Genomic DNA, 22403 nt, shown 5'->3' on the forward strand with positions numbered 1-22403 from the left:
CGTACCAGGTCGGCGTCGACCAGAGCGTTATGTACGCGATTATGTGCTTAAAGCAGTCGCGCCCGGTCGTCTTTCGTGCCTAAGCCGCGCTCAAAAAGACGGCCGGGGGGGAGATGGCGCAAAGCGCAAACTAGCGGGTGCGCGCCATCTGGCGTATGTTTAGCGACACGTGGCGCAATCCGAGTCTGAAATGAACCAAACCCCAGAGGCCAAGGAGCCGCGCGGCCCGTTCGCCGGCCTCCTGATCGCGATCAAGTTGAAGATTGCGGCGCATGCCGAGCTTCACCCCGAGGAACCGTGCGCTGAAGCCATCTCGAAGCTTGCGGACATAACCCCGCTGCAGACGCACGACATTGCGATCAAGGGGCTTCCGGTCGCACTGCTCCGCGACGTCACGGCAACCTACCAGATCGTCCGTCGTAGTGAGGTGCTCCAGACCATCGGTGTGAGCGGGCGAACGCTGCAACGTGGCAAGAACTCTGATCTGACGCTCGATAGCAACGCAAGCGACCGGCTCATCCGGCTCGCAGCGGTGACCGAGCACGCAATCGACGTTTTTGGTTCCACGGGCGCGGCCGAACGGTGGCTTGTCGCCCCGGCCGTCGGGCTCGCTGGCAGAAGGCCGCTGGACCTGCTTCAAACTTCAGAAGGCGCCAAACTCGTCAAGTCGTTTCTGACGCGCATCGACTACGGAATCTACTGTTGACGGAACACTTCGACATGGCGAGGGGCAACCCGGAATATTGTTTGCGCGGCGCGTTTGGGAAGTGTCGGTATACGGACACTCGCCGTGTAGGCGCCAACCCGAATGAAGTGCGGGGAAGTTGAAGTTGAAGGTTCGTTGGACTGCACGCGGCGCGTTTGGAAAGTGTCCGAATTCGGACAGCCGCCGTGAAGCCGCCATTACGAATGGCGCGCGGAAGTTGGTTGTTGATTAGGCCTCGTCCTGCTCAGCGACACCGGTTCACAACCGCTCCATCCGCCGTTACCACAGCACCGCGAAGCGGCGTTTCTGCGCCATTATTTTGGTGTGTTTGCAACGGTTCCGGAGCCCCCTGCATTCGCGTGCCGTCTCCGCGCGAAAGACGGAGGCCAGTCCGGTACTCGTGGCGGCAGAAAAGCGGCTACCGCGTCGTCCATATGGCCCGCGCGCTCCAGTTCATCTGCTAGTGTGATTACACGGGCCCAATTTTCGGGAGCGCGCAGCACCTCGGTTGTAACCGCGCAGGCATGCTCTAGTTCGCCGCGATTAGGCAGTAACCTCGCGAGGCCGTCCGCCTGTGGATTTGCACGCAAATCTGAGCCACTGGGTCAGGTTTCCGTGCCAATCAACAGCGCGGACCGCACCAGCCAATCTCACACCGGCTTCTGACCGACCTTCCGCTCCTTGATTGAAGGGCGTCATTTGTTGACCGATTACAGAGAAGTGTCATCGCGTACCCCACGCCTTGATACTTCTCAAACCGCGAGAAACGAGTGAAAAGAATTCGCTGGGGCTTCCCTTAATCCGCTGCCAGACGATGGGTTTTGCACTCCGGATGACAGGAGCGCACGCTGCGGGCATGCGGGAAACAGTTCTGCTCGGGCGCGGAGGTATTCCCATCCCAATGCGGCTGGGTCCTTCCGCTTGATTGCAAAGCGAACGCTGATGTCCTTCGAGCCGTGTTCGCAGGATGCCGTTTCCCACTCTATTTCCACGTCTGACCGTTCATTTATTTCGCGTATCGCCGTCGCCACGATTCTCTGAAGGAAGTAGTGAGCTCGTGCGGTGCTGGCCCGCGACTTTCCTGGCCAGGAACGAACTACATCCAATGGAATCCAGTCCGTAGAGGCGTGTTCTTCATGCGCACGCTGAGAGAGATTGGCATACAGCGAGCGCGCGTAGGTCGACGGGAGATCTGGCTTGAACTCAAGGGGTAGCGCACCGGGAGATTCTTGTGAGCTGATATACCGTAAAAAGTTAGTGTTCACACTGAAGCCCAGTCGACCGCCGGCCATTGCACAGGTGCCCACGAACGGTACCGCCACAAATTCTGTTGAATGCGACATCGGGAATCCCACGTAAAGCACTTTCTGTGCGACCCTAAGCATGCGTTTCAGGCGCTCCAAGTCCTCGCTGTCGACACGCAGCAGCCATGCGAAAAAACTCAGGTCGACTTCATGCCAATCTTGTTCCTTTCCGGTGGGGAACGCCGCCGTCAATGCAGTGTTTGAATAAGCGATGAAGTAGATGACGCTAAGCACCTGCGCAGAAACCCAGATGAGGCCATCCGTCTGCCAGACCAACTGCTTCTCGCCGGCAACTCGCCGCGGGTGGCCGTTCCAAGGACTGATATTTTTTGACATTGAGTTTCCCAATTTTCTTTGCCTGCTCATTGCAGGGGAGTGTCGAGTGTCAACCACGCTTTTTTGGTGAAGAATGGCCGCTCGATTCCGGAGCGCCTTCGACCTCGTACGAGGAGCGTGGACTGCTACGGTCGTGTTGGCTCGCCCCTTTGTATCTGACCAACCGGGCGGTACCGCGGTGGGCTGTACCGGGGGGCGGCTGAGACGCGTTGCTGAGAGCTTTGAGCTTGCGATCGAGGGCAGACAAGGCCTCAATGGACACATGGATCACTTGCTGCATTTCAAGCAACGAGACGTCATTTGGCGCGCGGTTCAATATGCGGTTCATAAGAAAGGAGCGAGATTGAAGTGACGGAGTTGCAAACGGTTATGCACGCACGAATTCGTTCAACGCGAGCGGCACCGCGCCGACCAAATCGGCTGCAAATGAGTCGTTAAGTTGGAAAAGCCAGTGGCCCGAAGCGGCGATAGCGTTTCATGAGCCGCTTCTGGGTTTCACAAGCTGAGTTCGGAACGGCGCCTGTCGATGTATCAGCCAATGAGCTTCGAGTGCACTTCGGCGAGCCACTTCTCTACACTCTCGATCGCTATTCCTCCTTCGGTACCTTCGCCGTCAGCAGATGGACTACCGAGGGATTCGCTTGGGCAACGTGACTTGTCTCCACGCGGTAGCCAAATAACCGATGGAGTCCCAATGCAATGGCGCATGACCTTGAGTAGCCCCCCTCGCAGTGAACGACAATCGACACGATTTTCGGTGGCAGGGCAATGGTGAACGAGCGAATCGCCCGCGCTTGCTGTTCGGTGAACGCATGTACAAGCTTCTCCGAAGCTCTTTTGGAAAGGTTGGGGTTGAGGAAGTCCACGTCCGCGAAACTCAGGCGCAGCACATATTCGAATCCGTTGAGATCGGCCGCACGCCGATCTGGCGCCGTGATGGAGATGACCGCGATTGATGCAAGGCGAGGCAATTTCTCGGCATCGGTTCTCGACAGCGCAAACACCTGGCGTGTGCCATCGCCGGGCGGCCTGTACAGCTTGCCGATACAGTCTTGGAATCGCTGCGTCATGGCTCCTTCGGCCCCTTCGTCTCCCCATGTACAGCTGCGAGCCATTGGGCTATGCGCGAGAGCGCGGCGCCGTCGCTGATTCCTTTGGATGAGTCGAGCAAAAGGAAGCGTTCGACAAGCTCTCCCGGCTCGCGTCCGAATCGCTCCGCGCCGAACACCGCGTCGTCAACTGCCAACCAATGCTTCAGCCGTTTTCCGTACACATAGCTGCAAATGACATCGGTACGCTCTGTGCCGTCGAGCACATAGCTACGTCGGGGCTTGATGTCTCTGGTCGTGCCAACGACGCGCGGCCGCAGTTCGGAAAGCAGGTAAGCGATGACACGCTCTTCTGATAGCCGGCGTGCCCAGGAGGTCGTGAGCACAATTTCCACTGCCGGATAGGGCGCGAGCACATCAACGAGCAGAGGCGCGAATTCAAGCAGCGGGCGCCCCGTGTCGACGGCGACCTCATCGTTCTCGTCGACGTAGGCATTGCCGACATGGAGCGTGCCGTCGAAATCGTCGAAGAGAGTAGGCGTCGTGTTATCCATGCGCAATGGCGCGGGCGGAGCGCTTTTTCTACGCGGGGAGCGTCGCGCCATCACTTTGGACCAGTCAACGGGATGGCGGACCGCCTGGAGAGCGTCGGTTGTGTCATTTCGGTTCACGACAAGCATCTCCAGCCCCAAGCCATAGAGCACCTTAAACAGCGCTTCGGTGCCAATGGACCGCCCGTCCTCCAGGTTGCTCAATTCACTGACGTCAACGCAAAGATAGTCGGCGGCGTCGAGGAGGCTCAGTTCACAGCGTAGCCTAGAGAAGCGAATCAGTTTGCCAAGTGCATGAAGGCCTACTGCGAGTGGGCGGGGCGCCGCCTTCCGCGTGTATGATGTTGAAGACATTGTGTGTTCTACAGGACAAGTTGACTCCAGCTCCGATTCGCTAAATGACGTCACCGGTGTGCTGGTGTTCGGCGCACCGCGTCCTGATTCCGCCGTCTCGGAGAATACTGCCTCGATTGCCGCACACCTCACAGAGCCGCACACTCAACATCTCGGCCAATCCGATCATGCCCTCGTGTACCTCGTTTTGACCTCGAGCATGAAAGCGCAGCCCGCCTAATTTCTCTTTGACCTGTAGGGCGAGAACCTGCGGAGCTCCATTTTTTGTCTCGATCTGCAGGGCCGCACAGAGTGTATCGACGAGGTCATACCAGCCATCGCCGCACTCGAAGCCCCAGGATGCGAATGGCGAAGGCGTAGCAGGAAGGTCTGGATCGTCCGGATCGGCAATTGGCTCGGCGGTAAAGATTAGCGGGTAGTTGGCGCGCAGCTTGGCATCCAATTCTGGTCTCATCTGTTTTCTCCGTGGTTGGCGCATTGACGCACGCCGGCCGAGCCGAGTGTTTCGTCGATCACGTTGATCGCGGCGTCGAGCTTCCTGCAGTCCAGTCTCGAGAAGATACGGTGCGGACCAGTTACGAAGCGGCCCCGACGGCGATGGCAACTCATGTCGGGATCCCATAGAAGATTCGCCCAAGGAGAGTTTCCACTAACGCGGCGCCGGCAGCATCAGTCGCTGCGGCCTCGTACGGCGTCTTGCCACCGAGTTCGGGATGCGGGTGCTGCATCCAAGCGTCGGCGTCGGCCGCGTCATCCCAAACCTGCGTTGGGAGGCGCAGGAGCCGCCACGCCTGAATCGGCTTGTCGCGCCAGGTTTTCATCTCGTCCACGGACACACCGGTGACCGACGATTTCACTGAGCCTGCCAGTTCTTTATTGACCGAACACCGGCTCCCCTTGACGTCCGATACCGCGCCACGGTCGGCTCTCGAGGAAATTCGTCGAGTACAATGAAGCGGGCATGGCAGCAGCCTGAAACGTGATGAGGACGCTACCCTAACAGACGCGATCGGTCAGATCCAATTTCCACTTCGGACTGCTTGACAAAAGAACATTCAACGATATACAAAATCAGGAAAGTGTGGTTTTTTTGCGAAAGACTGGCGAGACGATTCCTGCGCATGTTGTTCCTGGTGACGCGAACGCATCCGATGCTTGTTCGCAAGGAGCACGAGCTGCCCGGGCCCGCTTTTCGCCTCGTCGAAGGTCCGGGGTCGCTACCGGGGAGGGTGTCGTTTGACCAGAGTGGCCTGCACAGGTCGAACCAGGCTCCTGCGTCTCTGGAGAGCCCGGGCGAAAGGCGCCGGGCCGGGTTGGTCAGGAAAAGGCCAAGGCGAGGCCGAAAACCTCGGGAGAAAGGTTTCTCGATGAACAGCTGGCCGTCGAGGCGCCGTACCGACATGGCCCACCTGTATCAGGAGAGGCACTTCCCCTACGCTGCAAGAGCGCAGTTCATGAAGAGAGAACTGGCGTCGCAATCGAGGAAGTTGCAGTCGCGCAAAGATGGGCTTGGACGAACGGGTAAGGCAACCGCCCAGGGGAGAGGAGGGTCGGTACTCCGTCCGGTCAAAGCCGTCATACGAGACTTGTGGGATTCGGCCCGCGCGAAGACGGCAAGGTTGGCATCCCGGATACGATGCCAGCCTATTGCCGCTTTTTTAGAAGTAGTCGATATGAAATACGTCGCTTAGAAGCGTTCCACGTCCAGCGAAATAATGCGCCTGTGGTCCAATCCCTTGGAAGTCGTACTCAATGACGCAACCAGCGCGCTATTGTGGGAAATATCCCACTACCTTCAACAGACCGTTCGGTTGCTGGCGCACGGCCAAATCAAAACCGAAGCTTGCGAGCTTGACAGGGTCGAAGTCACCCAACTGGCCGTCCCTGGCTACGAAAACATGCCCTTGGGGAATTTGAACAGCCTTGAATTGAAAAGGCGCTTTAGCCGTTACGGTCCCGTCGTCGTTTCGTGTAAAGAGCGCGTCAAACGCCAAATGCAACAGCACTCCTTGGTCTTGGGCCGACTGCTGTACTGGTTGACCTATCGCGTAGGTCGCAATCGCAGGTTGCTGCGCGACAGCATTTGGTTGAGTAACTGCGGCGGCTAGTGTGAAGACACCAAGACCAACGATGCGCGACCGATAGCGTGCAAGCTTTGTAAGGCTGCTCATAAGACTCCTTGCTTAGTTCACTTCGCTGCTCACGGTTCGGGTGGGGGACGGCGGCCGACCAAAGTTATTACTTTTATCACCGTTGTCGACTGGTTTACGGCAGGTATATTCGAAACTTTAAGAGCCGCAATCCGAAAGGCGTCAGCGTTTGGATGGAAACGATATGCACGGTTAGGGAAATACTTTGTGCACGTGAAGCCGTACCGTGGGCATCTTTCTGGGGCGAGCGAGGCGATGAGCTTTGCTGCGACCACGGGCGGTTACACCTGTGACATGGTGCGCGACGTGATGCTTCAGGCGCTAGAAAACCTTTCGCTGGTGAGTTGAAGGCTGACAGCTAAGTCGAATGGCTGGGCGACAACGGTTCTTGCTACATCGCCGACGAGACGCGGACGTTCTCGAGGAAAATCGGCCTGAAGCCGGTCACGACACCCGTCAGAAGTCCGCAGAGCGATAGGATGGTCGAGAGCTTCGTGAAGACGATGAAGCGTGATTGCGTTTCGTGGATGCCCAAGCCCGACCAGAATGGCACTGCAGAACTTGGCCATTGCGTTCGACCACTACAACGAATCGCATCCACACAGCGCCCTGAAACACCGCTCGCCACGTGAGTTTCGCCGGCAAGCAAATTCTCCAACCTAAGCGTGACCGCGTGTCCGGCCATGCAGGGGCAAGTCCAGCATCTAACCGCGCCCCATCGGCAGCCGAACTCACTTTTGACCTTGAACCCAAGCGCCTTGAGATGGGTGATATGTCTCAAAATCGGCGCTGATTCCGAGTGCGGATAGCTCAATCACAGTTTCGTCGTTAATCCCGTTGCAGGCAGTCACTTGACCGACTACGGTCTGTTCGTGTTGCCCCAGAAGATGGTGGCCTTTCGACGTCATGCTAAGCCCGTACCAGCTGTCAAAGGAAAATCGAATCGAAACATTTCCGATGCGTGTCTCGGCAACCCTCATGTGTGTTTCGGAAGGATATTTCCCAAAATCGCGGTCGACTTGGTGGTGAAAGTTTGCCCGCACGGCAACGTGCATTTTCGTTGTAATGAATTGGCGCAGATTTCCTGTGCCACCCAAAAAAAGGTTTAAGTCAACAATGTTGAGTTCACGTGCAATCGTATCCATCAAATCGGATAAATACGTCGCCATGTCTATGCCTTGCTTGAAATCCAGAAACCAATGCTCCGGCTCCTTTTCGGTTTGCCATTCGCTCCGTGGTGTGATGTTGCCATCTCCGTCGATGAAGCCGCTGTTCCGCAAGCGTTTAACAAGCTCAGGCATCTGGTCGGACGCTAAGCGAATTCGATTTCTCGTGGCGTAAATATTTAAATTTTGCAGATTCACCCAAAACCAACGTGCCTGCTTCTCAGACACCAGCCGATTGTGCTGATTTCGGATGAGTTCTTGCACCTTCAATTTCCACTTCGTCTTTGCACCTCGAATCTTTTCAGCGGAAATGTGCCGTTTGTCTCGCGACGGCATGTGTGCTCTAGCATGGTCATTTGGGCATAGTACGACGAGATTGCCTTCTTCGTGGCTATGACTCTTTGCCCAGTCCACGATGTGATGCACCTCGATTGCTTCATGGGATTTCTCGCAAATACAGCAAGTCTCTCTACTTTCCTCGAACAGTTTATTCAGCGTGTCGTCTGGAATCGATGGGCGACTTGCTTTGCGTATTGCTTCGATATTTTTATCGCTTAATCCTAGTCGTACGAGATATGCATCATCACTCAATTGGAGGTCTTGAAGTGTAAGCCCTAGCGCCACTATCACCTTCGCGCGTCTGTTGGACACACCTTTGCTCATCAATGCAGAGACGGTGGAATTCATGGCAATTAACCAATTTCACGTTCAACAATCATACGCAGACGACGTTCACCGTCGGTGTACCCATGGTTCTCATGCCCAAGCTGCGCCAATTCTCGCTCGCTCAAATTTGGTCACTCGCACATAGGCCTTCTTCAGCCCTCTGAGCGCTGACGTCTTGGCAGCTATCGCGGCTGCCTTCGGACTTCCGCCGATAACAGAGACTTCAAGTGGTCCGTCTAGTTTATCTACTGTATCTGTCGCAGATTTGGTGGTGGTCATAATTGTAGATAGGGGCGCTTTCTGACTGACTCGCACTATGCACTGCACGCCAGAAGCGCATCAACCAGTTGGAAAGCCCGATGAAGAGCTGACGCAGACGAATTGTTTGCTTTTAATATCAACACCGAAATTCTGCAAAACTCCAGGTCCATGAGCTTCGCAAAATCGACCAACCGGAAGGTCCGGAGGATTGCATGAAGCGATATGGTTGCCTAGTACATTGTTTGTGTTCGGGCCACCAGCATTGAAAGTCACCTCGAGCTGACTCAGAATCGGGGAAGTTTGCGCCATCAGATATACATCCGCAAGCTTAACAAACACCCCGGTAGAGTACCCGACTAGGACTGTCACAATGGCACCAACGATTTCGGCGACATAGGCTGTACCGACCCCGCTCTTGGCACTTTCTGCGTTATGCATGTCCATGATACACCTCGCACATGAACCAGCGATAGGGAACGCCTAAAGCATAGACGAGAATGTCTGGAAGGTCGTCGCGGTAAGAGGCGTGATGGGGCATCGGCGTCAGCGTCGAAAATTTCCGATTGACAGGGGTAGAATCGCGCTTCACCTAAACTTGCTGGAAAGGGAAAGATGCTGGATTTTAAGGAGCTATCAAAGGACGGGCAGGACCTTGAATTGCTGGTTCGAGAGATACTTTTTCGGCAAGGATTTGTCGTCAACTGGAGCGGAAAAGGAGCGGATGGGGGGCGGGATTTGACATGCGTCGAAGCTCGTGACAGCTTCATCCTGCCTGATACCAAGCGTTGGCTCGTGCAATGCAAGCACAATGCTCACGGTGGCGGCTCAGTCGGAATCGGAGACATCGATAACATAGTGGACAGCTGTGAGCAGCATAAATGTACTGCCTACCTCCTAGTCTGCTCGACCCAGCCGTCTTCGGCAGTGATAAACCGGCTGGAGTCGATGACAAAGGTTTCCGCGACGTATTGGGATGCCGTAAAAATTGAGCAAATTCTCTCAACGCCGAGAAACTGGACACTCGCACAACGTTTCTTTCCCATTTCCGCAAGCGCTGAGAACTGGCAAGTCTACGCAACCGAGAGACCTAATCACTGGGTCGTAAATCTGCGCGGTTACTATTTTCATTTGCAGAACCGTATAGGGTCAAGGCACGACTACCACCTCGAAGGTTTGAAATGCACGCTTGATGAAATTGAAAGCTTGGCTTTGCCAAAGGACCATTTTATCCGCGTCCGGTCGGTATATTACGACGACAAGAATGGTGGATACACATGGTACATGGACTATATGTATCCGTCAGGCTCCTATCAAGCTGTGTCGGCGGAAGCTATTGCTGACCTGTTGGGCGATGGGAAGGTTGGCGATGACGGACAGATGTACCGTTTCGACGTTCGTGCTACCGGCTACTTAAAATGGAGCGACCACTACGACCCCGACCACTACGACTATTACCTCGACAGCGAACGATGGACGTCTGTCGGCTCGCCCAGACCGAAAGATGCTGAAGATATCGAGTTCGCGGTTCGCTATCGCGAAGAAGTCCGAGAGCAGGAGTTGTCCGCGCGTGGCGGCCAGTTTTCGCGCCTGAAGGAGGCTCTCGACAAACTCCCATTCCTAGCAGTCGCGCGAGCAGTGAATGCGCATATCGAAGATATTGACAAGTTCTACGCGCGTAAGAACTGGCAAGAGATAACTTGGGCCGGCCCCGGCGAAAACCGGACACGAGGTAACGCTTAAACTTTGAGGTAGTCTTACGCCTATGTTTAAGCCCAGCTCTAACGTGGAACCCATTGAAGTTCTGACCCAGCCCGAACGGCGCCGCCGGCGCTCTGTCGATGAGAAGCTCGCGATAGTGCGCGAGACCTTCGAGCCCGGAGCAACCGTTTCCGGAGTTGCCCGTCGTCATCAGGTGAATGCAAACCAGGTGTTCGCCTGGCGCAAGCTCTATCAGGACGGAAGCCTGTCGGCAGTCAGTGCCGGCGAGCAGGTGGTGCCGGCATCCGAGCTGGCCGAAGCGATGAAGCAGATTCGTGAACTCCAGCGACTGCTGGGCAAGAAGACGATGGAAGTGGAAATCCTCCGCGAAGCAGTGGAGTACGGCCGGGCAAAAAAATTGATTGCGCGCTCACCATTGCTGCCGGGGGACGACCGATGAAGACGGTCTGTGAAGTCCTGGGTGTGTCGCGCTCTAATCTTGCGGTGAAATCAAAGCGCGACGCTGAATGGGTCGACAAGCGCAAGACGCCCGCCCGTGACGACATACCGCTCGTTGCGGAGCTCCAGGGGCTGGTTGCTGATTTGCCTACTTACGGCTACCGGCGCGCCTGGGCCCTCCTACGCCGAAACCGGGACGCACAGGGGCAGCCCCGGGTTAATGCAAAACGGGTTTATCGGGTCATGCATACTCACGGCCTGCTGCTCGAGCGCCGCCCTCGACATCCCGAATCCAGGCGCCGGCACGATGGCAGGGTCGCGGTGGACCGGAGCAATGCGCGCTGGTGCTCGGACGGCTTCGAATTCCGTTGTGATGACGGCTCGCCGCTGCGCGTCATCTTTGCACTGGACTGCTGCGACCGTGAGGCCATGAGCTGGGCTGCGACCACTGGAGGCTATACCGGAGACATGGTGCGTGATGTCATGCTTCAGGCTGTAGAAAACCGTTTCGATGGTGCGTTGAAGGCCGACAACGAAATCGAATGGCTCAGCGACAACGGTTCCTGCTACATTGCCGAGGAGACGCTGACGTTCTCGAAAAAGGTGGGCCTGAAACCCATCACGACGCCGGTCAGAAGTCCGCAGAGCAACGGGATGGCCGAGAGCTTCGTCAAAACGATGAAGAGAGACTACGTCTCGTGGATGCCCAAGCCGGACGCGAGAACGGCGTTGCACAACCTGGCCATCGCGTTTGACCACTACAACGAATCCCATCCGCACAGCGCCCTGAAATACTGCTCACCACGCGAGTTTCGCCAGCGAGCAAATTCACCAACCTAAGCGTGACCGCATGTCCGGTCATGCAGGGGCAAGTCCATAACTTCAACATACGAGTTGAACGACGACCACTTCTTCTCGGTATGGTTTTTTCTCCGCGTCTCTAACGACATGCATCTCCATGAACTCATGTCAAAATTTCCGCAAGTCTTCGAGACTCACTTCAGACTCTGCAAGCTGTTCGCATATGTGCCAACGGACGACGGCGCTGGTTCGGAATTGAGCGCGGACGATAAGGATGACGACCAATATTACGACCTTACGCTGTCGCTAGCACCGCATGTGGTCTCGGACGCGCTCACGGGTCGAATGATGCTTAACGAATACATGTCGAGAATGGCTGACGCCGTTGAAGCGTATCTTGCCAAGGCTGTAGTTCTTTAGAGGGAGAAAAGAGGCTTCAGGCCAACGACTGTGATGGTGACTCTTCGGCGTCGTGGTCTCGATTCAAGATTGCCGTCAGCCAGCGCGACGGCCAGATCAGGTGCCGCGGATATGTGCGCTAACCTGTCTTGCTGCAACTCGGCTGTCCAGCGGGACAAGCGACGATGCTTCTGCGGCTTCGAGCCGCAGCGATGGTTTGGCTGTTGCCTTTCCCGCCGCGCACCCCCACACCCTTTGCTACGGCAGCGACGTTGACTCGGCGAACATTCGAAAGTCTGTCTGGGGCCTTTCGGTAGCAGGCGGCGAATATCTGGACTAGGCTGAACTCAGCAGGACCGGAGGCTTTTTTTGCCAAGCATGGCCATCGGCATCATGCGGTCTGGGACGCACGCGCGAATCTGGCCGGCCCCCAATTGGAAACTAACATTGGAGCCGGGCAGAATTGAGGGTAATTGGTGCGGCGGCGGTGCACCTCGGGTGTCCTGTTGCAGTCTCTGCGGTCGGACTTTCGGGCCTGATTTGCAGCCGAATCGGCGTTGGGGCAAATTCCGGGGCACGCTGAAAAGCCATCACGGAAAAGTCGGCGTTTCTGATTTGCGTTTTTACAACGTTTTCGTGGCCCTCCTCTCAAAGCCGGCCTCCCGCCGATTTTTGTTTTTCTACATCGACAAACGCACATCGTCATTGCCCTCGATGAACGACTTGACCGCATGCCGTGCCTTCGGGAACAGCAAGCGCGACGCGCAGCCGAAAAAGCTCCGGTCAGAACTTATCCCACCCCTCCGCGATCAAGTCGGTCGCGCATGCGACGGGCGTGCATGACCTCGTTCATCGTCCTCCCCGCTTCGCCAGCGAGCGCCGAGCCGTCGCGGATCCGGTCGACCGACGTCGCGATGGGGTCCTCGATCTCCTGGCGGCGCTCGACGAGCGTTGCGCGAGGCTGCGCGCCTCGCTCGCGACCACCGCGAAGCTGCGTCCCTGCTCGCGGGCGCGCGCCGTTTCGACGACCGCGTTCAGCGCGAGAATGTTGGTCTGAAACGCAACGCCTCGATGATCGCCGTGATGTCCGCGATCTTCGTCGCGCTGTCGATGATGTGCCGCGTCGTGTTGACGACTCAGGGCCGGCCACCGCGCTTTCCCTTCTGCGCAACAGACAACGCAATGACCGAAAAATTAGAAGCTTGCACGGTTTTGCGCGTATTTAAAATGCGTGATGAATGCATCGCTTTTCGTTTGAATTTCGGTCTCTTTTCCATTTGGCAGCGATTCTCCATGCCAGCACAGCGGTGCTTTACCGGAGGACAATGTTTTATTCCATCCACCCGGAGCGGTCGCGGTTGAGGTAGGCTTAGCCAAACCCATCATGTCCACGTTTGCGCCTTGATGGACTGTCTGCCCTCGGGGGCACGCACCTCAATAGCTCGTCTCCAGGTATGTCAACTCCGGACCCCAACAACCGCGATCTCCGTGCCGCATTGAGCGACCTAGACGGCGCCCGCAACTGGATGGCGTCTATCTGCGGCCCCCACGGCCTGCAGGTCAGTCACCCAGAGCGCTTGCGCTTCCACCAGTCCGGCACCGTACTTCGTTCGATGGCGACGACGATAGGCTACGTCGAATACGGCACCGACGTGACGGTCGCGGTGAGTGAGAGCAGTCCGCTGAACTGCTACAGCGTGAGCCTGCCGATGGTCGGTCAACAGGAGCTCGCAGCACACGGCAAGAGGTGGTTGTCGGATCAGGATTGCGGTCTGATCGTCAGTCCGCAGGAATCGCAGGATCTCGCGATCACCGGCAATTGCCGCAAGCTGCACGTCGCGATTCCGCGCTCCGCGCTCCAACAGGTGCTGCAGACGATGCTGCAACGCCCCGTCGAAGCGCCGCTCGTGTTCCAGCCCGACATGGACGCAGCCGCCGGCGACCAGGCATCGTGGTGGCGCATGGTCAAGTTCCTGGCCGGCGAGATGGAGCGCTCGGGACCGTCGCTGGGGCAGCTTTACATGTCCAGCGAGTTCGAACTGACGTTGCTGAAGGGGCTGCTGCTGTCGCAGCCGCATAACTATTCGGAACAGCTGGCCAACGCGTCCGCGCCGACGCCACCGCATTATCTGACCCGCGCGCGCCAGTTCATTCACGACAACGCGCGCGAGCCGATCACGCTCGAAGACATCGAGCGCGCGTCGGGTGTATCGCGCTTCAAGCTGTTCGACGGCTTCCGTCAATATTTTGGCTGCGCGCCGATCGCGTATCTGAAACGCTACCGGCTCGAATCGGCGCGGCGCGATATTCTCGACGACCGCTCGGTGCGCAATATCTCGTCGGTGGCGTTGGGCTGGGGGATGTCGCATCTCGGCCGTTTTTCGACCGAGTACAAGGCATTGTTCGGCGAGTCGCCGTCCGAGACGCTGAAGCGCGCGGCGCGGCGTTAGAACGTCCTATCGCGCGTTGCTTTCGCCGAACTTCTCGTAAAACAGCCGGTAATCCTGAATACCCTGTTCGGTGAGCCAGGTCTTGATCGCTTCGACCATCGGCGGCGGTCCGCACACGTACATGTCGAAGCCATTCGATTCGAAAAACGAGCGGTCGAAATGCTCGGGAATCAGCCCGGTCTTGCCCGACCATTCCGGCGCCGGATTCATCACGACGGTCTCGACCGCGAATCCTTCGATGCTCGCCTTGTAACCGTTGATGCGCCCGGTCTCGCACAGATCGGCTGCATTCGTGACGCCGTAGTACAGATGCACCGGATGCGCGACATTGCGTTTCGCCGAGATGTCGTCGAGCATGCCAAGGAAGGCGGAGAGTCCCGTGCCGCCCGCCACCATCACGAGCGGACGCTCGACCTGGCGCAGATAGAACGTGCCGAGCGGCGCCTCGAACTCGACCGTATCACCGGCCTTGCAACGTTCGCGCAGATAGTTGCTCATCATGCCGTCGGGCAGCAGACGGATCAGGAATTGCAACTCGTTGCGCGCGTTCGGATGATTCGCGAACGAGTACGAACGCCATTCTTCGGTGCCGGGCACCTTCACGCGCGCATACTGGCCCGGCAGAAAATCGAGCTGACGCTCAAGCGCGCTCGCATCGACACGCAGAATCGCGGTCGTCGCCGACACCAGCTCGACGCCGACCACGCTCGCGGACACGGTGCTCGTGCCGGCGCCTTCGCACAGCGTCGAGTCGAAGTCGAAATAGAACGACGCATCCGACTTCACGCGCGTCTGGCACGAGAGGATCTTGCGCTGCGCGAGGTCTTCTTCGCTGAGCGTTTCGTCGTCGACGTAATCGAGCGTGTAGTCGCCCGATTCGCAGCGCCCCTGGCAGGTGCCGCACACGCCTTCGCGGCAGTCGAGCGGAATGTTCACGCCGTTCTTCAGCGCCGCGTCGAGCAGCAGCTCGTTCGGGCTCACATCGAAGAACGCGGTTTTGCCATCGGCGAAGCTCAACGCGACCTTATGTTTCATCGTCGTGCTCCCGGCTCACAGATGGTAGAAATCCAGCACCGCGTTGATGTGGTCGTTCAGCAGCAGCACGTGCTTGCGCTTGATCTTCCAGCTATCGCCCGACGCTTGCAGGTCGTACACCGCGCGGCCGTAGAAGTAGTCGGTCGAGCCGTGACGCGTGTACAGCGTCGACCAGTTCACGTTCGCTTCGACGCTCGAATCTTCGCGCTCGCTCAGACGCACGTTGCTGATCTGATGCATCGTGCGCGGCAGCGGCGTCGACGCGGCCGACTTGCCGGTGCGCAGCCGAAACACGCGGTCTTCGAGACCGGCGCGATCCGAGTAGTAAATCAGCGACATGCCCTGCTTCGGATCGGTCGTATACACGTGCTCGGAATCCCACTGCGGCACATGAAACACGCTCTGCGGATCGAATAAATCGAGGTATTCGTCCCATTGCTGTTTGTCGCACAGATCGGCCTTCAGATACAGAAACTGCTCGACGGAGTGTTGGAGTTGGCTCATGCCTGCTCTCCCTGCGATTCGATGGATTTGTCGAGACCCTTGAGGATCGTGTCGCGCCAGATGCCGTGCTGGTTCACGTAAAGCCCTTCGTGGGTCAGCTCGGTGCCGGTCAGATTCGGCTCGATGCCGAGCAGCGTGGTGTTCGCGGTCGCGCCGCTGGCCCACTTGTGATGCCCACGCGAGATGTCGCTCCAGCGTTCGAGGCGCGCCTGGAAGCCGCGCTGCTGCTCGCGGAACTCGACGAGATCGTCGGGCGTGCCCATGCCGGACACGTTGAAGAAGTCTTCGAACTGACGAATGCGGTTCTCGCGATCCTTCGCCGACTCGCCCTTCACGCCGATGCACTGGCTGATGACCTCGGTCCTGTTCCACGCGACCGGCCGCACGATGCGCAGCTGCGAGCTGATCTGGTCCATGAAGAACAGGCTCGGGTAGACATTCAGATTGCGCAGCCGGTGCATCATCCATTCGGCCTTGTCGTGGCCATAGGCTTCGACGAGCCGCGGCATCACGCTCTCGTAGCCGGGACGCACTTGCGGATTCGGCATGTCGCTGAACAGCACGCTGTGGCCATTCCTGAACGCGAACCAGCCGTCGTCGGTTTCGCTGTCGCCGGCGCCGAGCTTGCTGTAGTCGAGCGTGCCGCCGGGGTTATCCCCTTTCTTCGCATTCGCCTCGATGCGGTGCTGCACGGTCGCCACGTAGTTGTAGTGCACGGTGCTCACGTGATAGCCGTCGAGACCGTTCTCGTTCTGCAGCTTCCAGTTGCCGTCGAACGTGTAGGTCGACTTGCCGGGCAGCACTTCGAGCTCGCCGGTCGGCGACTGCGCGACCATCATGTCGAAGAAGATGCGCGCGTCGCCGAGATAGTCTTCGAGCGTGTCGATGCCGTCGACGTCGAGGCTCACGAACACGAAGCCCTTGTAGCTCGCGATGCGCGCTTTCTTCAGGCCGCGCACCGACTTGTCGAAGTCGTCGCGGTATTCGCCCGGCGCCTTCACCTTCACGAGCCGGCCGTCGTTCTTGTAGCACCATGCATGGAACGGGCACGTGAAGGTCGACTGGTTGCCCTTGGTCATACGCGTGAGCGTCGCACCGCGGTGCTGGCACGCGTTGATCATCGCGTTCAGGTTGCCGGCGCCGTCGCGCGAGATGATCAGCGGCTGGCGGCCCGCGCGCATCGTCAGGAAATCGTTCTTGTTGGGGATCTCGCTTTCGTGGCACGCATAGATCCAGGCCTTCTCGAAGATGTGCTCCATCTCGAGCGAGAACAGCTCGGGCTCCGTGAACATTTCGCGGGCAATCCGGTACACGCCTTCCGCGGGGCGGAAGTCCAGACAGCCGCTGACGAATTCGCGCCATTCCGAGGCGCTGCGCTTCTCGCTCATGATGTCTCTCTCTCCTTGTGTCCAATCGTTTGAACGTGACAGGCTCGATTGAATACCCAAGTGGCGAGGCCAACTATCCAGCCAATTCGCATTTGCTATCCGAATATTTGGACGGCGCCTGGATAATCTGGCGATCGGGCGCAACCCCCGCCGGACGGGACTTCTGGCGTGCCGTTCCGGTGCATGCGGGCAAACACCCGGCTACGCAAACGTTTGCCTGCGCGCCATGTCTGCTACGCTCACGTTTTCGTAGGTCGCGTTTTTGACGGTGATTGCCGAGACGCGGCCGCTTCTTCACGCGCGACGTTCAGCGCATGTCAGAACCAAAAACGCATGGTGACGCGCCGACCGAACAACGTGATTGCGATCAGTGTCTTACTGGCTGGCGCGATCCTCGCGATCGCCGTGTCGCTGCTCGCACAGATGCGCGACGATGCGTTGCGGCGCGCGCAGGACTCCATCGCCAACATATCCCTGCTGGTCCAGCGCGACGTGTCGCGCAATCTCGAGATCTACGACCTGTCGCTGCGCGCGGTGATCGACGGACTGAAGCAGCCGGGCGTGCTCGATCTGCCGCCGGAGATCCGCCAGATGGTGCTGTTCGACGGCTCGATCAGCGCAAAGGACATGGGCTCGGTATTCGTGCTCGACGAGAACGGCAACGTGCGCTTCGATTCAAGCGCGTGGCCGCCGCGCGCAAGTAACCATGCGGACCGCGACTACTTCAAGGCGCAGCGCGCTTCACCCGACGTCGGCCTGTACATCAGCCATCCGTTCAGCCCGAGCGGCACCGCCGACGACCTGCGCATCGCGCTGAGCCGGCGCATCTCGAGGCCGGACGGCAGCTTCGGCGGCGTGGTGGTCGGCACGCTGCGCCTCACGTATTTCCATCGGCTGTTCGACGGCATGAAGCTCGGGCCGAGCGGCTCGATGGCATTGATGCTCAGCGACGGCACGATGTTGATGCGCCGTCCTTACGATTCGAAAACGATCGGCATCAACCTGACCGGCACGGCCAACTTCTCGCGCTTCGTCAAGCATCCGAGCGGCGACTTCTTCGGCACGGCGGCGATCGATCGCGTCGAGCGCTGGTATGCGTTCCGCCATATCGACGGCTTTCCGCTGATCCTCGACGTCGCGCTCTCGACGCGCGACATCTACGTCGAGTGGCGGCGGCGCGCATGGATCATCGGCACGCTGATCGGCGCGCTCGACGTGACGATCATCGCGCTCGCGATCCTGTTCTCACGCCAGTTGCGTCTGCGCCGCGCGGCCGAGGAAGAGTTGCGCGAACTGGCGCGCACGGACGGGCTGACCGGCCTGAACAACCGCCGCGCCTTCGAGGAGCACGTGAACGACGAATGGCGACGCGCGCAGCGCACCGGCCGGCCGCTGTCGCTGCTACTGATCGATGTCGACAACTTCAAGGGCTTCAACGACCTTTACGGTCATTCGGCCGGCGACGAAGCGCTGATCGGCGTCGCGCGCTGTATCGCGCAGAACGCGCGACGTCCGGGCGATACGGCCGCGCGCTTCGGCGGCGAGGAGTTCGCGGTGCTGCTGCCGGACACCGGCGCGACGGGCGCGCAGCGGATCGCCGAGCAGATGCGCGCGGCGGTGCAGGCGCTGCAATGCCGCCATGTGGCCAGCACGCATCACGTGCTGACGGTGAGCGCAGGCGCTGCGACCGCGCAGGGCGCGGCGCTCGCGACGAGCCGCGCGCTAGTCGACGCCGCCGACGAAGCGCTGTATCGCGCGAAGGATGCCGGCCGCAATCGGGTGATGCTGTACGGCGCGCCGACGGACCACTCCGCGCGGGACGGCGCCGCGGTGACGCCGGACCCCGACCCGCGCCGGGCGAATTGACGCGCTTCCAGGGCTCGTTTCCCGAGCCACTCGTCGGCCCGCTTGCCAGCCCTTATTGCTCTCCGTAAACTCGCGCGTAACTTTTGCCGGACCCACGCCGCAGCGCGTGATCGGCACACACCACGCCGACCCTGAGGAGAATCCCCGCGATGGCCGCATCCTATTTCCCCCGCTGGCGCCGCCAGCCTGCCGGCGCCGAAGGCAGCATCGTCGGCATCGACGAACGGCTCGGGTGGCCGCAGATGTTCGCGATGGGCGTTCAGCACGTCGTCGCGATGTTCGGCTCGACCGTGCTTGCGCCGCTGCTGATGGGCTTCGATCCGAACCTGGCCATCTTCATGTCGGGGATCGGCACGCTGCTGTTCTTCGTGCTCGTCGGCGGGCGCGTGCCGAGCTATCTCGGTTCGAGCTTTGCGTTCATCGGCCTCGTGATCGCGGTGACCGGCTACGGCGGACACGGCGCGAACCCGAATATTGCGGTCGCGTTGGGCGGCATCATCGCGTGCGGCGTCGCGTACGGGGTGATCGGTCTGATCGTGGCGACGGTCGGCACGGGCTGGATCGAAACGCTGATGCCGCCGGTCGTGACCGGCGCGATCGTCTGCGTGATCGGTCTGAACCTCGCGCCGATCGCCGTGCATGGCGTGAGCGGCAGCAATTTCGAGTCGTGGATGGCGCTCGTCACGGTGCTGTGCGTCGGCGCGGTCGCGGTGTTCACGCGCGGCATGCTCCAGCGTTTGCTGATCCTGGTCGGCCTGCTGCTCGCCTACGTCATTTACGCGATCGTCACGAACGGCCTCGGCATGGGCAAGCCGATCGATTTCTCGATCGTCGCGAACGCCGCGTGGTTCGGCATGCCGCACTTCATGTCGCCGGTGTTCGACCCGCACGCGATGACGCTGCTCGCGCCGATCGCGGTGATCCTCGTCGCCGAAAACCTCGGCCACATCAAGGCCGTCAGCGCGATGACGGGCCAGAACCTCGACCGCTATATCGGCCGCGCGTTTCTCGGCGATGCGCTCGCGACGATCGTGTCCGGCTTCGCGGGCGGTACCGGCGTGACCACGTACGCGGAGAACATCGGCGTGATGGCGGTCACGAAGATCTATTCGACGCTGGTGTTCGTGATCGCCGCGTTGATCGCCCTCGTGCTCGGCTTCTCGCCGAAGTTCGGCGCGGTGATCCAGACGATTCCGGGACCGGTGCTGGGCGGTGTGTCGATCGTCGTATTCGGGCTGATCGCGGTGACGGGCGCGCGCATCTGGGTCGTCAACAAGGTCGACTTCTCCGACAACCGCAATCTGATCGTCGCGGCCGTCACGCTCGTGCTCGGCGCCGGCGACTTCTCGCTGAAGCTCGGCAGCTTCGGGCTCGGTGGCATCGGCACCGCGACGTTCGGCGCGATCATCCTGTACGCGCTGCTGAGAAGAAAGCCGACGCAAGGGCCGGTGGCCTGAGCGTCTTTTATCGGCACTGGCATTGCAAGCGCCGGTGCCGACGCCGATGCGGCAGCCAACTCCTACCTTTTGCGCGCGGTCAGCGCCGTCTCCGAAAGATCCACCTCGCGCATCAGCTTGTACAGCGTCTCGTCGTTGATGCGCTGGGTGTCGCGCAGGTCGAGCAGCGTCTTGCGCTCGGCGCGCATCGCCGCGAGCTTCATGCGGAATTCGAGCGCATCGGCACGGCGCGCGAGTTCGCGTGGCGCCTGTTCGTCGTCGAGCGTCGCGAGGCGGCGGCGGTACAGGTCCATCACCCGCGCGGTTACATCGGTCGCATACGCCTGAGCCGATTCCTCGAGGTCCGCGCATTCCGTGTCGTGCAGATGATCGACCGCGCGAATCGCCGACTGCGCGGCGAGCGTACGCGCGAGTGCTTCCTCGGCGGCATGCGGGTCCTTGCCGCGCCGCCAGCCGCGCAGCAGCAGCGGCAACGCGGCCACCGCCACCAGCAGCGACACCAGGATCACCCCCGACGCGATGAAGATCGCGAGATCGCGTCCCGGCAGCGGCGTGCCGTTCGGCAGCACCTCCGGCAGCGACAGCACGCCCGCGAGCGTCACCGCGCCGCGCACGCCGGCCACCGTCGTCACCGACACCATGCGCAACCCGGGCACTGCGTTCGCGACGCCGTGCTTCGTCGCGCCGCGGCTCGCGAACCAGCGCAGCAGCCACACCCACGCGAAGCGCATCGCGTACAGCGCGAGCGCCACCGCAACGATATAGCCGATCAGCAGCGCGACCTGCGCGTCGTTGGTTTCGTGCGCGTCGAGCAGCGCGCGGCCGAGGATGTGCGGAAACTGCAGGCCGAGCATGATGAACACCATGCCGTTGAACACGAACTCGATCATCGTCCACGTGCTCGAGGCCCGCACGCGCGAGGCGACCTGCCATTTTTCCGTGATGCTCGCGTAGTTCATCATCATGCCGGCGGAGACCGCGGCGAGAACGCCCGACAGCTCGAAGCGCTCGGCGGTCAGATAGGCGGCGAACGGGATCAGCAGGGTCATCACGACGCCCGGCGCGGGATCGCCTTCTTCGGTGAGATTCAGGAAGCGCGCGGACACGAAGCTGAACACCGCGCTCACCGCCGCGCCGACCGCAAGGCCGCCCACCGCGATGATCACGAAGCTCACCGACGCTTCACGCAGCGAGAACGCGCCGGTCAGCGCGGCGGCGATCGCGAACTTCAGCGCGACGAGGCCTGACGCATCGTTCATCAGCGCCTCGCCTTCGAGGATATGCATCAGTTGCACCGGAATCTTGCCCTTACCGGCGATGCCGGACAGCGCGACCGCGTCGGTCGGCGACAACACGGCGGCGAGCGCGAATGCGACCGGCAGCGAGATCTGCGGCACCAGCGCGTGCACGAAGTGACCGACCACCAGCACCGTCATGAACACGAGGCCTAGCGCGAGCATCAGGATCGCGCGGCGCGCCATGAAGAACTCGCGCTTCGGGATGCGCCAGCCGTCCGCGAACAGCAGCGGCGGAATGAACAGCAGCATGAAGATTTCCGGATCGAACGCGACGTGCAATTCGAGGCGCGGCCACGCGAGCATCGCGCCGATCGCGATCTGCACGAGCGGCAGCGGCAGCTTGAACGGCAGCGCGCGGGTCAGCATGCCGGACGCGGCGACGGCGAGTAGCAGGATCAGGACGGTAAAGACAATTTCCATCGTGTGTTTCGGGGATGAGGGGTGTCCCGGGAGAGGGCCCCATGCGCAGGGTCGAGTGTAGCCCGGCGGCGCGCGCGGTTGCCGC

The 22403-nt window shown here is 59.9% G+C and carries 20 protein-coding genes and 2 pseudogenes; 9 read left to right on the forward strand and 13 right to left on the reverse strand.

Going from position 1 to position 22403, the window contains the following annotated elements:
* The first annotated feature begins 190 nt into the window (after positions 1 to 190).
* On the forward strand, positions 191 to 706 hold the full coding sequence (parS, locus tag OKW26_RS34990; RefSeq protein WP_429356470.1) for a type II RES/Xre toxin-antitoxin system antitoxin: 516 nt from the start codon (positions 191 to 193) through the stop codon (positions 704 to 706).
* Positions 707 to 1458: 752 nt separating this feature from the next.
* On the opposite strand, the gene OKW26_RS34995 is transcribed toward parS, so the two are convergent.
* The 6 genes from OKW26_RS34995 to OKW26_RS35020 form a co-directional block, all read right to left on the reverse strand.
* Positions 1459 to 2346 (reverse strand): replication initiation protein, encoded by an 888-nt coding sequence (locus OKW26_RS34995; protein WP_429356471.1) that lies wholly within the window; start codon positions 2344 to 2346, stop codon positions 1459 to 1461.
* A gap of 587 nt (positions 2347 to 2933) precedes the next feature.
* Positions 2934 to 3416, reverse strand: coding sequence for a hypothetical protein (locus OKW26_RS35000; protein WP_429356472.1), 483 nt, complete (start codon positions 3414 to 3416; stop codon positions 2934 to 2936).
* Entirely contained in the window at positions 3413 to 4150 is a 738-nt protein-coding gene (locus tag OKW26_RS35005) for an HAD domain-containing protein (protein ID WP_429356473.1), read from the reverse strand. Before OKW26_RS35005 ends, OKW26_RS35000 begins: the two co-directional genes overlap by 4 nt.
* Before the next feature lie 190 nt (positions 4151 to 4340).
* Positions 4341 to 4754, reverse strand: coding sequence for a hypothetical protein (locus tag OKW26_RS35010; RefSeq protein ID WP_429356474.1), 414 nt, complete (start codon positions 4752 to 4754; stop codon positions 4341 to 4343).
* A gap of 151 nt (positions 4755 to 4905) precedes the next feature.
* A complete protein-coding gene (locus OKW26_RS35015) occupies positions 4906 to 5157 on the reverse strand; it encodes an antitoxin Xre/MbcA/ParS toxin-binding domain-containing protein (RefSeq protein WP_429356475.1) in 252 nt (83 codons plus the stop codon).
* A 912-nt stretch (positions 5158 to 6069) separates the two neighbouring features.
* Entirely contained in the window at positions 6070 to 6471 is a 402-nt protein-coding gene (locus tag OKW26_RS35020; RefSeq protein ID WP_429356476.1) for a hypothetical protein, read from the reverse strand.
* 228 nt (positions 6472 to 6699) lie between these two features.
* On the opposite strand from OKW26_RS35020, the pseudogene OKW26_RS35025 reads away from it, so the two are divergent.
* Positions 6700 to 7113 (forward strand): annotated as a pseudogene (locus OKW26_RS35025) (integrase core domain-containing protein); the annotation flags it as partial.
* Positions 7114 to 7181: 68 nt separating this feature from the next.
* On the opposite strand, the gene OKW26_RS35030 reads toward OKW26_RS35025, so the two are convergent.
* Positions 7182 to 8303 carry an HNH endonuclease signature motif containing protein gene (locus OKW26_RS35030; RefSeq protein ID WP_429356477.1) on the reverse strand — a complete coding sequence of 374 codons (1122 nt, stop codon included), beginning with the start codon at positions 8301 to 8303 and terminating at the stop codon, positions 7182 to 7184.
* Positions 8304 to 8621: 318 nt separating this feature from the next.
* A complete protein-coding gene (locus OKW26_RS35035; protein ID WP_429356478.1) occupies positions 8622 to 8987 on the reverse strand; it encodes a hypothetical protein in 366 nt (121 codons plus the stop codon).
* Positions 8988 to 9155: 168 nt separating this feature from the next.
* Between OKW26_RS35035 and OKW26_RS35040 the strand changes: the two genes are divergently transcribed.
* The 3 genes from OKW26_RS35040 (at position 9156) to OKW26_RS35050 (ending at position 11921) form a co-directional block, all read left to right on the forward strand.
* Positions 9156 to 10283 (forward strand): restriction endonuclease, encoded by a 1128-nt coding sequence (locus OKW26_RS35040; protein ID WP_429356479.1) that lies wholly within the window; start codon positions 9156 to 9158, stop codon positions 10281 to 10283.
* A gap of 22 nt (positions 10284 to 10305) precedes the next feature.
* Positions 10306 to 11540 (forward strand): IS3 family transposase gene (locus tag OKW26_RS35045; protein ID WP_429356480.1). Its coding sequence is split into 2 segments (ribosomal slippage): positions 10306 to 10660 and positions 10660 to 11540, totalling 1236 coding nucleotides; the frame shifts between segments, so codons are not numbered across the junction.
* A 54-nt stretch (positions 11541 to 11594) separates the two neighbouring features.
* Positions 11595 to 11921: a hypothetical protein gene (locus tag OKW26_RS35050; protein ID WP_429356481.1), complete on the forward strand. Its 327-nt coding sequence runs from the start codon at positions 11595 to 11597 to the stop codon at positions 11919 to 11921.
* Between the two features lie 780 nt (positions 11922 to 12701).
* Here OKW26_RS35050 and OKW26_RS35055 read toward each other — a convergent pair.
* Positions 12702 to 13036, reverse strand: a pseudogene (locus OKW26_RS35055) (methyl-accepting chemotaxis protein); the annotation flags it as partial.
* Here OKW26_RS35055 and OKW26_RS35060 point away from each other — a divergent pair.
* Both OKW26_RS35060 and OKW26_RS35065 read left to right on the forward strand, forming a co-directional pair.
* Positions 12984 to 13262 carry a hypothetical protein gene (locus tag OKW26_RS35060; RefSeq protein WP_429356482.1) on the forward strand — a complete coding sequence of 93 codons (279 nt, stop codon included), beginning with the start codon at positions 12984 to 12986 and terminating at the stop codon, positions 13260 to 13262. The pseudogene OKW26_RS35055 and the gene OKW26_RS35060 overlap by 53 nt on opposite strands.
* A 134-nt stretch (positions 13263 to 13396) precedes the next feature.
* Positions 13397 to 14350 (forward strand): helix-turn-helix domain-containing protein, encoded by a 954-nt coding sequence (locus OKW26_RS35065; protein WP_429356483.1) that lies wholly within the window; start codon positions 13397 to 13399, stop codon positions 14348 to 14350.
* Positions 14351 to 14356: 6 nt separating this feature from the next.
* Here the strand turns inward: OKW26_RS35065 and antC are convergent, their stop codons facing one another.
* Genes antC through antA form a run of 3 tightly spaced genes read right to left on the reverse strand, consistent with a single transcriptional unit; the run spans position 14357 to position 17277 of the window.
* Positions 14357 to 15385: an anthranilate 1,2-dioxygenase electron transfer component AntC gene (gene antC / locus OKW26_RS35070; protein WP_429356484.1), complete on the reverse strand. Its 1029-nt coding sequence runs from the start codon at positions 15383 to 15385 to the stop codon at positions 14357 to 14359.
* 15 nt (positions 15386 to 15400) lie between these two features.
* The gene (antB, locus tag OKW26_RS35075; RefSeq protein ID WP_184026235.1) at positions 15401 to 15889 is read right to left on the reverse strand and encodes an anthranilate 1,2-dioxygenase small subunit; all 489 of its coding nucleotides are present in this window, start codon (positions 15887 to 15889) and stop codon (positions 15401 to 15403) included.
* The gene (gene antA, locus OKW26_RS35080; protein WP_429356485.1) at positions 15886 to 17277 is read right to left on the reverse strand and encodes an anthranilate 1,2-dioxygenase large subunit; all 1392 of its coding nucleotides are present in this window, start codon (positions 17275 to 17277) and stop codon (positions 15886 to 15888) included. The genes antB and antA overlap by 4 nt, the downstream gene beginning before the upstream one ends.
* A 333-nt stretch (positions 17278 to 17610) precedes the next feature.
* Between antA and OKW26_RS35085 the strand changes: the two genes are divergently transcribed.
* Both OKW26_RS35085 and OKW26_RS35090 read left to right on the forward strand, forming a co-directional pair.
* Positions 17611 to 19143: a sensor domain-containing diguanylate cyclase gene (locus tag OKW26_RS35085; protein WP_429356486.1), complete on the forward strand. Its 1533-nt coding sequence runs from the start codon at positions 17611 to 17613 to the stop codon at positions 19141 to 19143.
* Between the two features lie 149 nt (positions 19144 to 19292).
* Positions 19293 to 20600, forward strand: a complete 1308-nt coding sequence (locus OKW26_RS35090; RefSeq protein ID WP_429356487.1) for a solute carrier family 23 protein — start codon at positions 19293 to 19295, stop codon at positions 20598 to 20600.
* 62 nt (positions 20601 to 20662) lie between these two features.
* Here the strand turns inward: OKW26_RS35090 and OKW26_RS35095 are convergent, their stop codons facing one another.
* The gene (locus tag OKW26_RS35095) at positions 20663 to 22318 is read right to left on the reverse strand and encodes a Na+/H+ antiporter (RefSeq protein ID WP_429356488.1); all 1656 of its coding nucleotides are present in this window, start codon (positions 22316 to 22318) and stop codon (positions 20663 to 20665) included.
* Between the last annotated feature and the right edge of the window lie 85 nt (positions 22319 to 22403).

This window comes from Paraburkholderia sp. 32 (assembly GCF_050435345.1).
Lineage (GTDB): Bacteria > Pseudomonadota > Gammaproteobacteria > Burkholderiales > Burkholderiaceae > Paraburkholderia > Paraburkholderia tuberum.